The 16,018-nt window shown below is 43.3% G+C and carries 15 protein-coding genes, 3 tRNA genes and 1 pseudogene; 18 read left to right on the top strand and 1 reads right to left on the bottom strand.

Annotated features, from left to right (window positions below; translation table 11 throughout):
* The 9 genes and pseudogenes from A3738_RS31690 to A3738_RS27615 form a co-directional block, all read left to right on the top strand.
* A pseudogene (locus A3738_RS31690) lies at positions 1-301 on the top strand (hypothetical protein); the annotation flags it as partial.
* A 144-nt stretch (positions 302-445) separates the two neighbouring features.
* Complete coding sequence (locus A3738_RS27650) at positions 446-1,084, top strand: response regulator (protein ID WP_068500124.1); 639 nt, start codon at positions 446-448, stop codon at positions 1,082-1,084.
* Complete coding sequence (uvrC, locus tag A3738_RS27645) at positions 1,071-2,936, top strand: excinuclease ABC subunit UvrC (protein WP_068500903.1); 1,866 nt, start codon at positions 1,071-1,073, stop codon at positions 2,934-2,936. The genes A3738_RS27650 and uvrC overlap by 14 nt, the downstream gene beginning before the upstream one ends.
* An 11-nt stretch (positions 2,937-2,947) precedes the next feature.
* Complete coding sequence (gene pgsA / locus A3738_RS27640) at positions 2,948-3,499, top strand: CDP-diacylglycerol--glycerol-3-phosphate 3-phosphatidyltransferase (RefSeq protein ID WP_068500900.1); 552 nt, start codon at positions 2,948-2,950, stop codon at positions 3,497-3,499.
* A 99-nt stretch (positions 3,500-3,598) separates the two neighbouring features.
* Positions 3,599-3,674 (top strand) — tRNA-Gly (locus tag A3738_RS27635).
* Positions 3,675-3,957: 283 nt separating this feature from the next.
* Positions 3,958-4,031: transfer RNA gene (locus tag A3738_RS27630), tRNA-Cys, on the top strand.
* A gap of 31 nt (positions 4,032-4,062) precedes the next feature.
* Positions 4,063-4,149: transfer RNA gene (locus A3738_RS27625), tRNA-Leu, on the top strand.
* 75 nt (positions 4,150-4,224) lie between these two features.
* A complete protein-coding gene (locus A3738_RS27620) occupies positions 4,225-5,091 on the top strand; it encodes a DMT family transporter (RefSeq protein ID WP_082878313.1) in 867 nt (288 codons plus the stop codon).
* Positions 5,092-5,173: 82 nt separating this feature from the next.
* On the top strand, positions 5,174-5,623 hold the full coding sequence (locus A3738_RS27615; protein WP_068500898.1) for a thioesterase family protein: 450 nt from the start codon (positions 5,174-5,176) through the stop codon (positions 5,621-5,623).
* Positions 5,624-5,782: 159 nt separating this feature from the next.
* Here the strand turns inward: A3738_RS27615 and A3738_RS27610 are convergent, their stop codons facing one another.
* The gene (locus A3738_RS27610) at positions 5,783-6,583 is read right to left on the bottom strand and encodes an SDR family oxidoreductase (RefSeq protein WP_369819843.1); all 801 of its coding nucleotides are present in this window, start codon (positions 6,581-6,583) and stop codon (positions 5,783-5,785) included.
* Between the two features lie 383 nt (positions 6,584-6,966).
* Between A3738_RS27610 and A3738_RS27605 the strand changes: the two genes are divergently transcribed.
* The 9 genes from A3738_RS27605 to A3738_RS27570 all read left to right on the top strand — a co-directional run bounded on the left by A3738_RS27605 (position 6,967) and on the right by A3738_RS27570 (position 15,975).
* Positions 6,967-8,106 carry an efflux RND transporter periplasmic adaptor subunit gene (locus tag A3738_RS27605; RefSeq protein ID WP_068500893.1) on the top strand — a complete coding sequence of 380 codons (1,140 nt, stop codon included), beginning with the start codon at positions 6,967-6,969 and terminating at the stop codon, positions 8,104-8,106.
* A gap of 20 nt (positions 8,107-8,126) precedes the next feature.
* On the top strand, positions 8,127-11,297 hold the full coding sequence (locus A3738_RS27600) for an efflux RND transporter permease subunit (protein WP_068476316.1): 3,171 nt from the start codon (positions 8,127-8,129) through the stop codon (positions 11,295-11,297).
* Positions 11,298-11,429: 132 nt separating this feature from the next.
* Complete coding sequence (locus A3738_RS31685) at positions 11,430-11,900, top strand: SDR family NAD(P)-dependent oxidoreductase (protein ID WP_197472162.1); 471 nt, start codon at positions 11,430-11,432, stop codon at positions 11,898-11,900.
* A gap of 147 nt (positions 11,901-12,047) precedes the next feature.
* Entirely contained in the window at positions 12,048-12,224 is a 177-nt protein-coding gene (locus tag A3738_RS31680; RefSeq protein ID WP_156502747.1) for a hypothetical protein, read from the top strand.
* Between the two features lie 90 nt (positions 12,225-12,314).
* Positions 12,315-12,689: a hypothetical protein gene (locus A3738_RS27590; protein ID WP_068500889.1), complete on the top strand. Its 375-nt coding sequence runs from the start codon at positions 12,315-12,317 to the stop codon at positions 12,687-12,689.
* Positions 12,690-12,755: 66 nt separating this feature from the next.
* Positions 12,756-13,406, top strand: coding sequence for a hypothetical protein (locus A3738_RS27585; RefSeq protein ID WP_068500885.1), 651 nt, complete (start codon positions 12,756-12,758; stop codon positions 13,404-13,406).
* 10 nt (positions 13,407-13,416) lie between these two features.
* Entirely contained in the window at positions 13,417-13,806 is a 390-nt protein-coding gene (locus A3738_RS29685; RefSeq protein WP_197474091.1) for a heavy-metal-associated domain-containing protein, read from the top strand.
* Complete coding sequence (locus A3738_RS27575) at positions 13,806-14,219, top strand: hypothetical protein (protein WP_068500881.1); 414 nt, start codon at positions 13,806-13,808, stop codon at positions 14,217-14,219. Before A3738_RS29685 ends, A3738_RS27575 begins: the two co-directional genes overlap by 1 nt.
* A 127-nt stretch (positions 14,220-14,346) precedes the next feature.
* On the top strand, positions 14,347-15,975 hold the full coding sequence (locus A3738_RS27570) for a methyl-accepting chemotaxis protein (protein ID WP_068500878.1): 1,629 nt from the start codon (positions 14,347-14,349) through the stop codon (positions 15,973-15,975).
* Positions 15,976-16,018: the final 43 nt, after the last annotated feature.

The following is a 16,018-nucleotide window of genomic DNA, read 5'->3' as shown; positions in this document are numbered from 1 at the left end:
AACGTTTGAGCAAGACGTGTTTGTTGGATGGCGTTATGCGTTTAATGATGAAGACTCTTCCGAAATACTATTGGGCGGTATTCTTGATCACAAAACTCATGAACGTATCTACTCACTTGAGGCAAGCCAGCGCCTCACAAGCGATGTAAAGCTTTTTGTAAATGCTTGGGTCTTTGACGGGAAACCTCATTTGACCACTGATCCAATGGATATCCTTAATGCAGCGACCGACTCCTCGCAGAAAACGAGATTTTTGCAAAGTGAGGATCATGTGCAATTTGAACTCGTGAAATACTTCTAAAAAAAAGTGCTTGGTAGGAGGCTTTTGAAGCAAAGGTTTCACATTTTTCAGGAAAGGTCATACACTTCGCTTATAAGTGAAAAATAATGTAAACGACGAACTTACTGTTATGTGTCTTAGCGATAACATAGTGCGAGGTGTCAAGTGATAGACGTATTAGTGGTTGATGACCACGATCTTATTCGCGCAGGGATCTCACGTATGTTGCAGGATGACGTATCCATAAATGTGATTGGTGAATCTGACTCAGGTGAAAACGCCATCGACTCAGCTCAATCACATAAGCCAGATGTTGTGCTTATGGATATCAAAATGCCCGGTATAGGGGGCATTGAAGCCACGCGACGTATTAAGAAAGTCAGTGATGACATCAAGGTTGTCGTCGTCTCTGCATTGACAGATTCCCCTTCAGCACAAAGAGTCCTTGATTCTGGGGCTTCCGCTTATGTATCGAAGAATAGCCACATCAGTGAAATGATTAAAGCCGTGAAGAAAGTGCATGCGGGTGAGCGTTACATTAGCCCTGATATCGCACAAAATATGGCTTTAAATGAATCCAGCAATGATCCGTTTAGTGAACTATCCTCTCGTGAAAAGCAGATTGCTGAGATGATTATGGAGTGTCGTAAGGTTCAAGAAATTTCGGATGTGTTGTGTTTGAGCCCTAAAACGGTTAACTCCTACCGTTATCGCGTATTTGAGAAACTTGGCGTTACCAGTGATGTAGGTCTAACGCTCATGGCATTAAAGCACGGATTGCTAGAAGTCGATGCCACAGAGTAGTCAAAGCGCAATCGCGCAGCCATTTGACGCTAAGAACTTCCTTAAAAACTTATCAACTGCCCCAGGTGTCTATCGAATGTTCGATGGTGCTAGGCAGATCCTCTATGTTGGCAAGGCCAAGAATCTAAAAAAACGCGTTTCTAGTTACTTTCTTAAGAATGATCATGCGCCCAAGACTCGCGCGCTGGTCTCAAAAATTCAAAATATTGAAGTCACTATTACGAATAGTGAAACAGAAGCTTTGATCTTAGAGCAAAATTTGATCAAAAAGCTGAAACCTCCCTACAACATTTTGCTGCGGGACGATAAGTCTTATCCGTATATCTATTTGGCGACCGATAAAGAATTTCCTTCACTGAGTCTTAAACGCGTTAGGACGAAAGGCAAAGTGGGGCAGTATTTTGGGCCTTTTCCGAATGCGCATGCTGTCCGTGAGAGCCTAGGGCTTCTAGAGAAAATATTTAAAGTTAGGCAGTGCCAAGAATCGTTCTATAAAAACCGATCACGTCCTTGTCTGCAATATCAAATCAAACGCTGCAAAGCGCCTTGTGTTGGATTAGTTGATAAAGATGAATATTTGCAAGACGTTCATCATGTCACGATGTTTTTGCAAGGCAAGAATCCAGAACTTCTTCGACAGTTAATAGATGAAATGGAGACCGCTTCTGAGGACTTGAGGTTTGAAAAGGCGGCAGAATTGCGAGATCAGATTCAGCACCTTCGCCATGCGCAAGAGAGCCAGAGTGTTGAATCAGGAAGTGCAGATCTAGATGTGGTTGCACTGTCTGATGGCCCTGGTGTTTCGGTTTTTTCGATGCTTTTCATCAGAAAGGGCCGAATTTTAGGGCACAAAAACTATACCTCTAAAATGCTCTTAGACGAGAGCAAAGAAGAGCGGCTTCAGTCATTTATAGAGCAGTATTACGTGGGTTCTGGTGCCGAGAAAGACTTGCCTAACGAAGTTATTCTGCCCTTTAAATGCGCGGATGAGACGATGCTGAGCGAAGCCGTTCAAAATGTTGTCGGGAAAAACATTCGTTTTGCGCACAAAGTGAAGACGATTAGAGCTCAGTGGCAAAAGTTGGCACAGACAAATGCTGACAGCACCTTAAAAACCTATTTATCCAACAAAGAAAATGTTTTTCATCGTATTGATGCTCTAAGAGCGCTTTTAGAATTGCCAGACATTCCAAAGCGTATGGAATGTTTTGATATTAGCCATAGTTCTGGGGAAAAAACTGTAGCGTCTTGCGTTGTGTTTAACGATCAGGGTCCACTAAAGTCAGATTATCGCACCTTCAATATAGAAGGGATTGAGCCTGGAGATGATTATGCAGCGATGAAGCAAGCTTTGTCGCGGCGATATCGAAAGGTCAATGAAGAGCCTAGTAAGCGTCCGGATATCATTTTTATAGATGGTGGCAAAGGGCAGTTGAATATGGCAATAGACGTGTTAAATGAACTGAATGCCAGCGACATTTTATTGCTTGGTATCGCCAAAGGAGCAACACGTAAACCAGGTTTTGAAACCTTATTTATTCCTGATGGGCAGGGCGGCCTTAAAACGATACAATGCTCGTCAGATGAGCCTAGTTTGCATCTGATGCAGCATATTCGCGATGAAGCCCACCGATTCGCAATAACAGGTCATCGCAAGCGAAGAGATAAGAGCCGCAGGCAGTCTCAGCTTGAAGGGATTGATGGCGTTGGCCCAACGAGACGGCGCTCACTGATCAAATACTTTGGCAGTGTGCAAGGGATTAAAACAGCATCGATTGAAGAAATAGCCAAAGTGGATGGCATTAGTAGCAGTCTAGCGGAGCATATATACCTTAGTCTGCACGGTGATTGAGTAGAGAAAAAATGAATTTGCCGAATATCCTTACGCTATCGCGTATTGTTTTGATTCCCGTTTTCGTGATCGCTTTTTACCTTCCTTATGATTGGAACTATTACGCGTGCGCAGCATTATTTTGGATTGCTGGCGTCACCGATTGGTTTGATGGCTATCTAGCACGTAAGTGGAATCAAATGACGCTATTTGGAGCGTTTTTGGATCCGGTTGCAGACAAACTGATGGTGACGATTTCACTTGCCGTGATTATTGAAGAGTTTGGCGTATGGTGGATAACGATTCCTGCAATTATCATTGTAGGGAGAGAGGTTGTCGTTTCTGCTCTCCGAGAGTGGATGGCGCAACAAGGTAAACACGATAATGTGAAAGTTGGATATATAGGCAAAGTGAAAACAATGTGCCAAATGAGTGCGATTTTCTTTTTGCTGATTGGTGCAAAAATTGAAGCTTCATTCTGGTTTGGTTACGGTTTGATCGTTATCGCAGCAGTCTTAACTTTGTGGTCAATGGTTCAATATTTAGCCGCTTCTTGGGGAGCATTATTCGCAAACGAAAAGTAATTAAAATTAAGTGCTTAAAGGTGCTTGACTCCTTAATTTGATTCGTTAATATATGCGCCTCTTCGCAAGGCAACAGCCTAAACGCGATAAAAGGTTTACGCGGGAATAGCTCAGTTGGTAGAGCACGACCTTGCCAAGGTCGGGGTCGCGAGTTCGAATCTCGTTTCCCGCTCCAAATAAAAATGCCTCGGAAACCCCGAGGCGTTTTTGTTAAAAGGGCACTATAATACACGTGCTTTTTTAAGTAGCGCGACTACAAAGCGCTAAGTACGATTGTACGACCTAAGGTAAAAAGTGCTCTGGATGCAGCAATCCTTGCTCATCGAAAGCACTTAAACACCTTACAAAATGTGGCGCGATAGCAAAGCGCTGAGTACGATTGTACGACCCAAGGTGAAAAGTGCACTGGATGTAGCAATCCTTGTTCATCGAAAGCACTTAAACACCATACAAAATGTGGCGCGATAGCAAAGCGGTTATGCACTGGATTGCAAATCCACGTAGGCCGGTTCGACTCCGGCTCGCGCCTCCACTCTTGATGTATAAGAGTTGGTAGCTCCCCTGCCCGGGTGGCGAAATTGGTAGACGCAACAGACTTAAAATCTGTCGTCCTTCGGGACGTGCCGGTTCGATTCCGGCCCCGGGCACCATTTTTCTTTTGTTTCCTTTTAGTTGTTATTCTGTATGCTCTGCGATTGCGGTTTGATTGGAAGCATTTCTGTTTTATGTTCCGTACAATTTCTCTTACTTCGATTGCATTACTAGCATTTGCTGGAAATTCAGTCTTATGTCGCATGGCTTTTACCCCAGCATCGTCGACCGATATCGATCCAGCTAGCTTTACCGCAGTGCGCCTGATTTCCGCTGTGATAGTGTTGTTTCTTATTTTATCTTTTAGTTCAAACAAACGTGAGAGAAAAGCCGAGGGCAATGGTCTAGCGGGCGCGATGTTGTTTGTCTACGCAGCGGCATTTTCTTTTGCTTATACCTTGCTGGATACCGGTACGGGCGCGTTGATTTTGTTTGGTAGTGTGCAACTTTCAATGATTCTGATCGCCTACTTTCGTGGTGAGCGCTTATCGGGTTCCGAAATTTCCGGATTTTTGATCGCTTTTGCAGGCTTAATTTACCTTATTCTTCCAGGGGCGGGAGCACCGTCCTTATTGGGTTTTATTTTGATGAGTATTTCCGGCGCGGCATGGGGCGTGTATTCATTGCCTGGTAAGAATTCGACAGATACTCTATCTGATACATTCTTCAACTTTTTACGCACTCTCCCCCTCGTCGCAGTGTTGCTAATTAATGGCGTTATTTTTGGCTCTTTGCAACTTAACGCTGAGGGGCTGCTCCTAGCAGCTCTTTCTGGGGGGATCGCCTCAGGTCTGGGTTATACGATATGGTTTTTGGCTGCAAAGCGTTTGAACACCAGTCAGTCGGCTGCGGTTCAGTTACTGGTTCCGGTTATTGCTGCTTTTTTTGGACTAAGTTTATTAGATGAGGCAATTACTCAGCGTCTTGTTTTATCTTCGTTATTGATCTTAGGTGGAGTAATACTTGTCGTGATCACACGAGGTTTAGTTGCTTCACGTTAATCATTTGTCTTTCGGATTTGCAGGTTAAGTCTCGAGTCTGGTTTAAGCTTCATTCGTACGTTTTTATTAGTAAGGTATGTTTATGTCTCGTGTCGAACTCGATTATCCAAGTCCTACTCACTTTTCTAGACAACTTGCTGTGCGCATTAGTGACATTAATTACGGAAACCATTTAGGGCATGATGGGATGATTACCATGCTTCACGAAGCGCGTGTTTTGTTCTTTCGTTCATTTGGGTACGAAGAGTGGGACGTTGATGGTGTGGGGACGCTTCTTGCTGATCTGGCTATTACGTATAAAAACGAAGCTTTTTATGGAGACTTGCTCAATATAGATATCTCAGTACAAGACATTAGAACTAAAAGCTGTCAGCTCTATTACAAAATGACGCGTGTTTGTGATGAACAGAGCGCTCCGCGCCAATTGATTTCAATCGCAAAAACTGGCGTTGTGTTCTTTGACTTTAACTTACGTAAAACTGCTTTGGTCCCTGATGCTTTTAAGGCTTGTCTTGATGAGTGCTTGAAGTGATCAGTAAAACAAGCTCGTTGTAACGCATGCAACTAATAGTTGATAGGGCAGTGAAAAAGTATTTCTGTTTCAACTCCAAGTCTCCACAATAATTGAGAACTCAGTGAGTTCAATCGCCAGAATTCTTCGCTAGTTAGTACTTACTCATATATATCAGTTTTAAACTCTGATGCCGCCATCTACATCGATAATACGACCGCTCACGTAATCATTTTCGAAAATATAGGCTGCCGTATGCGCGATTTCATCAACCCGCCCCATACGACCTAACGGAATTAAATTCGCGACTTTATTGAAGGCTTCTTCAGGCATGAGATCCGTCATTTCGGTTTCAACAAAACCCGGTGCGATTCCGGCAGAACGAATGCCATAGCGGGCTAATTCTTTAGCCCATGTTACAGTCATTGCCGCGACACCTGCTTTAGCTGCACTGTAATTTGTTTGACCAAAATTACCGGCTCGACTTACGCTTGAAATATTAATAATGACGCCACCAGAGCCTTGCTCAACCATGCTTGCAGCAGCTTCGCGTCCACATAAAAATACACCGGTGAGATTCACGTCGATCACTGCTTGCCACTGGGCTAATGGTAATTTCTGAACCTCGTCATCATTAGTTTTGACCATCAAGCCATCTTTGAGAATGCCTGCATTGTTTATCAAACCATCTAAGTGCCCAAAATCTTCTTTTATCTGCAAGAATGTCTGCACAACCTCATGCTCTTGAGCCACGTTACAGGCATAGCCTTTTGCATTCGGTAGCTCTTTTACTGCGTTATTAGTTGCTTCTATATCCAGATCAATTAGCGCAATGAGTGCGCCTTTTTCTGATAGTAGTTTTGCCATCGCGAAGCCTAGTCCGCGTGCCGCACCGGTGACGGCAATTACTTTATTCTTTATATCCATAGTTCTTAATCGATCGAATTTAAATTGGTGATGGTATGTTACTACAGCGAGCATATTGTACGCCTTGATTTTTATATACCTATAAGTCGATCTGATAGCTCATCGTAAGTTTATCGTCCGAAGAGGAGAGGCAGAATTGTCCTTGATTAGGGCCGTCAGATCTTATGAATTCTTGGGGAAGAATGATAAAAGCTGAAACACTGAGATAAGCCGATCCAAGCATTTACGCTTTTTCTTAGGGAGATATTTTCTTGACCAGCGCTCGCTAGACAGATTGACCCGGTTGTAATTGCTTGTCGATAATTTGGTTAAATTATTGTTTTTGTTTGAGCTCTAAGCTTCCCAATCTCTAGTTTATGTACTTTACTTAAGAAGTCGTAATTTTAGTGTGCAAAAGCGTATTTGCCTTAGGTTTAGAATGAACTGGGAGTTAAGTAATGATTAGGGTTTGTCGCACGAGCATAGTTATCAGTTTGTTTATCAGTTTGTTTATCAGTTTGGTTGGCTGTTCAGGTGGAAATGAAAAAAAACCAACTGCACCACCTCCTAAAGTCGGTGTAATCACTATTGCTTCGGAGGATGTTAATCCGACCAGAGAGTTTACAGGCAAAACAGAAGCCTCCGAAGACGTTACGATACAAGCTCGTGTAGAAGGGTATTTAGTATCTCAGGCTGTGAATGATGGCTCTCAGGTCCAAAAGGGTGACTTATTATTCGAGTTAGACCGACAAAATTATGAGGCAGCTTTGGCCCAAGCAAAAGCGAAAGTTGCACAAGCAAGTGCAGCTAATGATGAGGCACAAATAAACTATAAACGAGGAGAGGAACTGATCGTTAAAGCGGTGATTAGCCAGTCACAAATGGATGAATTAACGAGTAAAAAACTTCAAGCTGAAGCTTCAATTAAAGCGGCAAATGCCGATCTCAAGAATGCCGAACTAAATCTTGGATATACTAAAATTTATGCTCCGACAGACGGCATGATTAGCCAGTCTGAAGTCAGTATTGGTGATCTCGTTACACCCAGTTCTACGCTTACCTCTCTAGTCAAAATCAAACCGATTTATGTCTCAATTAACGTGAGCGAAACAGAATTTGTAAATTACCGTAGTGAGAGAGAGAAAAGTTTAGCCGAGGGTGGTGATGGGCTTGTATCGTATGCTCAGATAAAACTGCGTTCAGGCGATGTTTATCCTGAAAAGGGGCGTTTTGAATTTGTTGATAATCGTGTCAACCAAAATACTGGAACAATCAAAATCCGTGCTGTTTTCGATAACCTAGACGGAATGTTGATATCAGGGCAGCACGTTACTTTACTGGTAAAGCGCGTCCAAACTCAGAGTCAAATCGTTATTCCGCAGAAATCTATTCAAGAAGATCAACTTGGTAAATATGTTCTTATGCTAGATGAAGACTCTGTCGTAAGAAAAAGGCCAATACAGGTCGGCATGCGATTAGGTGTAGGGCAAGTTATAGAGTCAGGAGTAGAAGTTGGTGAACTATTGATTGTTGACGGTCTTCAGAAAGTTCGCGTTGGAAGTAAGGCGGAAGCATCTCAATCCGTGGTACCTAAATAGATCTTAGCAGGAGCGTAGCGATGTTCAGTGAGTTTTTTATTCATCGGCCGAAGTTTGCTTTTGTTATTTCAATTGTTCTGGCTTTATCTGGTTTCATTGCTCTTCAACTTTTACCGGTGGCCCAGTTCCCTTCAATTACTCCGCCTGTTGTTCAAGTTAGTGCGGTATACCCTGGGGCTAATGAAAGCGTCTTAATGGAAACTGTTGCCGTGCCGATTGAAGATGAAGTCAATGGCGTTGAGGATATGTTGTATATGTCATCAAATTCGGCGAATGATGGCACCTATAATTTAAAGATAGTTTTTGAGGTAGGTACTGATCCTGACCTTGCTCAAATTAATGTTCAGAATCGAGTGAATAGAGCGACATCCTCTTTACCGTCTGACGTAACTCGCCTAGGTGTAACGGTTGATAAAATGTCTACTGACATGGTGTTGGTAGCCAGTGTTTTCTCTCCCGATAATCAGTACGACAGACTGTTTCTATCGAACTATGCGTCGATAAACGTTAAGAACGAGCTCGCACGTGTTCCTGGTGTCAGTGATGTGACCATATTTGGTCAGCAAGATTACAGTATGCGTATGTGGCTTAAACCTGATCAAATGGCAGCCTTGGGAATTACTGTTACAGATATTCGCAATGCGGTTAGCGAACAAAATATGCAAGTTGCAGCAGGTAACGTGGGGGCCGCACCTTCTCCTGAAGAACAGCAATTTCAGTATACATTAAGCACAAAAGGGCGTTTAAATTCAGTTGAAGAGTTTGAAAATATTATCTTGCGCTCAAATGAAGACGGTTCATCCGTTTACATGCGAGATGTATCCTCCGTTGAACTCGGTGCATCGAGCTATGTCTCAGAGGGTCTTTATAACGCTGCGCCTGCTGCGTTGCTCGCAGTTTATCGGGCACCTGGTGCAAATGCGCTTGAAATTAAAGAAGGTGTTCAAAATGTTCTTGATAACTTAAGTTCACGTTTCCCTGAGGGCATTGAGGCTACTATCCCTTATGACACTACCACTTTTATCGTAAGCTCTATCGATGAGGTATTCGATACGCTGTACGAAGCAATCTTTCTCGTTTTAGTCGTTGTATTTTTGTTCTTACAAAATTGGCGCGCTGTCGTTATTCCTATGGTCGCTATACCTGTATCTTTGATTGGTACTTTTGCAGTGATGCTTTATATGGGGTTTTCGATCAATACCATTAGTTTGTTTGGAATGATTTTGGCAGTTGGGATTGTGGTCGATGATGCGATTATCGTGGTCGAGAATGTAGAACGACATCTGCATGATGGATTGTCTCCTGTTGATGCGACGGTTTTGTCGATGAAAGAAGTGACTGGGCCAATTATCGCTACCACTCTTGTATTGATGGCAGTCTTTATCCCGGTTTCACTCATGCCGGGTATTTCTGGACAAATGTACAATCAGTTTGCGATCACAATTGTAGTTTCTGTTATTATTTCTGCCATTAATGCCTTAACCTTAAGTCCAGCGCTTTGCGCCTTGATGCTTAGACCAGCAGCTGAACATGGTGAAAAACATAAAGCGTTAGTCTTCCGAAAATTCGATCAGTATTTTGATAAATTGACTGATGGCTATCATGCGATTGTTGCAAAAAGTATTCGTCGGCTAATGATTGTTGGTGTCATATTAGTTTTTGTCGTTCTCAGTATGGGGCAATCGATTAATATTGTTGCTAAAGGTTTCGTGCCAGATGAGGATGTAGGCAGTTTTGCGATGGATGTTCAGCTGCCTGCCGGAGCATCCTTGAATCGTACTTTAGAAGTATTCGATCAAATACATGAGATCATTGAGTCTGAAGAAGAGGTGGTAGATTTTATTACTGTGCCTGGCTTCAGTATGTTAACCGGTGCTGCATCCTCGAATGCAGGCTTAGGGTTTGTGATGTTGAAAGACTGGGCAGAACGAAAGCAACCCAGTCAACATCAAGATGCTGTGATGCAGCGCTTACAGACTAAATTTAATGCGGTTTCTGCTGCTAATATTCGCGCGTTTTCGATGCCGCCAATACCTGGCTTGGGAGCAACATCCGGCTTGGAATATGTTCTGAAAAATCTGGAGGGCAAATCGTCCGCAGATTTTGGTGAGGCTGTTCGAAGTTTTATCATTGCAGCTAACCAAACACCCGAAATTGCTTTTGCATTCACAACATATCAAGCCAATATTCCACAGATATTTATCGATCTTGATCGCGAAAAAGCGAAGAATCTTGGTATCCCCTTGTCGGATATTTTCTTAACACTACAAACTCAATTGGGAGCTTTGTACGTTAATGATTTTAGTAAGTTCGGGCAAACTTATCAGGTCAAGATGCAAGCTGACGATGCGAGCCGAAACGAAGTCGATGATATAGGCCGCTTGCAAGTTCGCACAGAAAAAGGGGAAATGGTGCCTCTTAGCACATTAATCACAACGCGGACTTTTGTTGGGCCTGATGTGTCTTCTCGTTATAACTTATTTGGTGCGGTCACAGTCAACTTAATGCCAGCTCCGGGGTACAGCTCTGGAGATGTTATGCGAGCAGCTGAGAGCTTGGCTTCGTCCGCTTTGCCGAATGGTTATGAGGGACAGTGGACAGGCTCTGCATTGCAACAAATCATGGCCGGAGGTCTTGCGCCAATTTTGTTTGGTATGGCTTTGATCTTTGTTTATCTGTTTCTTGTCGCACAGTATGAGAGTTGGGCGATTCCAATCTCAGTTATGTTAGCTGCGCCAATTGCTATTCTTGGTGGGTTCATAGCCTTGTTGATTACTGGGCAACCTTTTGACTTATATGGTCAGGTGGGCATGGTGTTATTAATCGGGTTCTCTGTGAAAAACGCGATCTTGATTGTCGAGTTTGAGAAATTTAAACGTGATGACGAAAAGCTATCGATTCTCAAAGCCGCTACAGAAGGAGCATTGTTGCGTTTTCGTGCAGTGGTCATGACCGCACTTGCGTTTACGATGGGAGTTATTCCTCTAGCAATCGCGTCGGGTGCAGGCGCAGAGAGTCGTCACTCGATTGGCTATGTAGTCATGGGTGGAATGATCGCGAACGCTGTGTTTGCCACCATGCTGATTCCAGCGTTCTATGTAATGCTCCAAAAACTACGTGAAAAAGTGAAAGGCCCACAAGAGACGATTGATGGCGATGTTGATACTGAATCTGTTCTAGCAAAACAATAATTGAATAGGTGATTAAGAGGACGCATTATGCGTCCTTTTTTATTGGTTTATACACTCACTAATCATCTATCTGAACTCGGCTGGTGAATATGATAAAGGGAATGCGTAAGAGGATCTGTTAATAAAGTACTTATCACCGGCGATACAGATGGCATTTGGCTCGAGGCCGTCAAGCTGTTTATTCAAAAGCAAGAGCTTGGTATTGAGCTGCTGATTCATGGTCGAAGTCCAGAGAAGCTAGAAGCTGCGAGCAATCTTCTTCTATCTCTTAACCCTCATACGAACGTATCGGTCTATAAGGCCGATTTGTCGAGTGTGTCGGCGACTAAGGATTTTGCTCAAGCTGTATTAAACAGCCATAGCTATCTTGATGTGCTCATTAACAATGCCGGTATATTAAAAACATTAGATACGCGAACGGAGGATGATTTTGATGTGCGTTTTGCTGTGAATACCTCTGCCCCTTTTGTTTTAACGCACTGCTTGCTTCCAATCATCCAAAACAATGGCCGCATTGTTAATTTGTCCTCAGCGGCACAGTCCCCTATCGATGAATCTCTCCTGTGTGGTCGCTCACGGACTAGTAATGCCATGCAAGCTTAGGTGCAGAGCAAGCTTGCTATCACGATGTGGTCTCGTGCTCTCGCTGATCAATTAGGTCAGAGTGGGCCTACTGTTATTGCGTTAAACCCCGGGTCGTTATTAGCAAGCAAAATGGTCTAGCCAGGTTTTGGGATTGCAGGGAATGACATGAGTATTGGGGCAGAAATCATTGTTCGCTCAGTGCTTGATGAAACTTTTGCCGTAAAAAGTGGTCAGTATTTCGATAATGATATTGGTGATTTCGGTCCACCGCATGTTGATGCACAAGACAAAGACGCGTGTGTAAAGCTGTATCAGTTATTAAAAGACATGCTGATTGATTAGCGGCATCGATTTTGCCAAATGTGTCTTAAATATTGTTTGGTGCTGATTGGAATACTAGACCTGGCTTATTAGTGTTGGTAAGTTGCTCCAATGAGAAAGATTGTGGTTGTTTTGTCAGTGTTGTTTTTGGTGTTTGCCAATGTGGTGAGCGCAGCTACATCATGCTGCTTTGAAGAGGCTGACAATCAATCTATCGCTATGCATGACATGGATATGTCGCAACCATCCATGTCAGAAGACTGCCATGAAGAACAGTTTTCATCACCATCCGATAGTGACTCTTCTGCGGGATTAGATCATTCTCACGGAGGAAATGACTGCCAATGTGAAACCTGTCCTCAAACGAATAACTCTATAGAGCTTATTTCATTCGAACTTAACCTTCAGGCTCAGCCTAATACTGTTGATAGCATCAGCAGTCCTTTCCAGCGCATTAGCGTGATTGACAAACCCCCGAAAGCCTAACTCCGAAACAAATTGATCATCGAAGTATTTCTTACTTCGGTTTATATATTTATTTGGAGTGAAACAATGAATGTTTCCTTTGATCACTTATGTGCCTTGTTTGCACTGAGCGTTGCGGTAGGGCTTGCCGAAGCACGGCCAGTTTCCTATCCAGGCGGCATCACATTGATGCAAAACAATGATGCGGATGTGAGTAGTTTACATCTTCATTATTCACCAACGGCGCGTGAGTCGATTGGTTATCGGGGAGAGTATTGGCGTGCTGAACAATGGCAGTTTCATGGCGCGCAATACAACCGCCTTTTAAAACGGTGGAATCGACCCACATCTCAAGCCAACTTTTATTTCAAAGGTGCGCTTGGGTGGGCCATTAGTGATTTAGACGAACTGAACAATAAGCAGCAGCCTGCAGGTTTTGTGGAACTTGCTGCTGATTGGGAAGATCGTCGTTATTTCGTGTCATACGAAAATCGTTATACCGAGGCCGGTTCAATAAAAAGTGCGTATACCCAAAAAGCACGAATAGGCTTTGCGCCTTACATTGGCGATTACGGCGATTTACATACTTGGTTCATGGTGCAAGTTGACCATACACCAACGAAGGATGACCAAACCTCAGTTACGCCTTTATTCCGTTTTTTCAAAAATGAATACCTTGCAGAGATTGGTGTGAACGACCAAGGCCAAGGCTTATTCAACTTAATTATTCGATACTAGGAGTTTTATGATGAAACAGTTGATCTTTATTTCTTTGTTGATGATTGGTTTAACAAGCAATGGCTACTCTGCCGGTGAACAACACATGAATCACAACACAGGGCATCATCATACGCATGACGGGCTAAGCATAGAAAAGCAAACGGCGAGCGCGGAAGGGGCGGCTTGTGAGAATACCATTGATATTAGCGTGAATGGTCTAGTTTGCGATTTCTGCGCTCGGGCCGTAGAAAAGGTGTTTGGAGAGCAAGAGGGCGTGACCGGTGTCGATGTCGATTTGAATGCAGGCAAAGTCGTGGTAGCGACTGAAGCCGGTGTTGAGATAGATGATGAAACTGTGACGACCTTGATCCAAGATTCAGGCTATAACCTCGTGGGTATCGCGAGAGGGTGCTCATAATGGATGGCCAAGAAGACGTCTCAAATGATGTTTCAAACTATGGCATTAAAGACACGATCGCTCCGACGCTAAGCTTGTTTACCTCGCTTGCCACCTTGGTGTGTTGTGCATTACCTGCTTTGTTTGTGATGCTTGGTGCAGGAGCGGCCCTAGCAGGTTTAGTTTCAACAGCACCATGGTTGATCGCGCTTTCAAAATACAAAGCATGGACCTTCGGTGTTTCTGGCGTAATGATTTTGTTTGCAGGGTTAATGCGTTGGAATGCGCGAAATGCCCCTTGTCCCATTGATCCGGAGCAGGCGAGAGCATGTATGCGATTGCGACGCGTTAGTGCTTGGATGTACTGGTCTTCTGTGGTGGTTTGGGCAATAGGGTTTTTCTTTGCCTTTCTGGCTGTAGAGATATTCTATTAGCGCTCGTATGCAGAGTAAGAACTTAAAATGCAATATTAGTTATTAAATTTTCGATACTTTCTTGCAAATTCTATTTGTCGAGCTTTACTTTGTGCGATTTAGACAAACTTAGATATACGGAGATTAAATGAGTTGGTTGAAACGTAGTATTCGAAATAAATTGATGGCAATCATCGCGATAAGCTCATTAGCGATTTTTTGTGCTTCCCTTGCTTCTTTTAGCTCCGCTTTAAAAGGGGTCAATAGCTTCAATAATTTGATAACGAAGGATATTGCGAGCGAACGACTTATAACTTACATGCTAATTGAATTCAAAACTCAAGTGCAGGAATGGAAGAATACACTATTGCGTGGTGCGGATGATAATCAGAGAACTAAATATTGGCAGCGTTTTCAAGATCGTGAGAATGATGTGCAACAGAATGGCGAAGCCTTGCTAAGAATATTGGAAGAGGGTGAAGCGCGCGACTTAGTCTCGAGTTTTTTAAAATCACATCAACAAATGGGAACGGCTTACCGTAAAGGATTTGATGCATTTGTCGATGCTGGCTTTGAACATACTGCTGGAGATAAAGCAGTTGCGGGTATTGATCGTGAACCCGCGAAGTTATTGAGTCAAGCTGCAAGTATTATCGAACAGCATGCTCTAGAGAAAAGCACTGCAGTGTCGGAAACATCGAGTTCTAGACTATATGTTATTAATATCGCGTTACTCGTTTTGATTTTGATGTTTTCGATTGTCTCAATATTTGTGATCAATAAAGCCATAATCGAACCGTGTCAAACGCTTATTAATGTAATCTCAAATATTAGTAAGGGAAATTTAGATAACGACATTGATACCACACGCGAAGATGAGCTAGGTAATCTTTCAAAGGCATCAAATTCGATGCAAAATTTTCTGCATGATATTTCACTTAGTTTGAAAGAGTCTGATAGTGCCATGCGCAGTGCAGCAGAGAAACTTGGAGATTCGTCTCAATTTTTGGTGGATAAGATTTCAATAGCTAATGATTCAACAGATCATATTGCCTCGGCAATGACGGAGATGAGCTCGACAGCGCAGGAGGTCGCTGGCCATTCTGCATCTGCGGCCAATATTGCGCAAGAAGCTGATTTTGCTGCTAAAGAGGGCGTTCAAACGATGAACGAAGCACAAGTTTCGATTAATAAATTATCTCATCAAATATCGGAAACGGTGTTGGTCGTTCATAGTTTGGAAGAGGATTCTGCTAACGTTGGGCACGTGCTCAGTGTTATACGTGGCATCGCAGAGCAAACAAATCTCCTCGCTCTAAATGCAGCGATTGAAGCGGCGCGAGCCGGAGAGCAAGGAAGAGGGTTCGCGGTGGTTGCAGATGAAGTTCGATCACTTGCTCAGAAAACGCAGCAATCCACGACTGAAATTGAAGACATCATTGAAAGCGTTCAGACGGGGGCTAAGAATACTGCTGCGGTAATGAATGCTAGCTCTGAGGTGACTGCCAGTAGTGCTGACTTATTTAATAAGGCGAGTCGGCAACTCGATGTTATTAGCGACAGCATTTCGCGGATCAGCGGTTTGAATCTGCAAGTGGCCACGGCAGCTGAAGAGCAAACTAATGTGTCTGAGGATATCGCGAGAACCATTGTTGAAATGTCTGATCTCGTCGAAGCAAGTACGCAGTCGGCGAACCAAAGTTATGAGCTCTCTAAAGACTTAGATATGAAGGCGCAAAGCCTTGGGCGGGTATCTTCAGCTTTTAAACGAGTTTGATTTCAGTTTCTAACACTTTCTGAATTCTCAACTAAACTAGCCG

It is taken from the genome of Oleiphilus sp. HI0066, assembly GCF_001635725.1.
The sequence above is the reverse complement of the archived record's forward strand: the minus strand, read 5'-3'. Positions and strand labels throughout refer to the sequence as shown.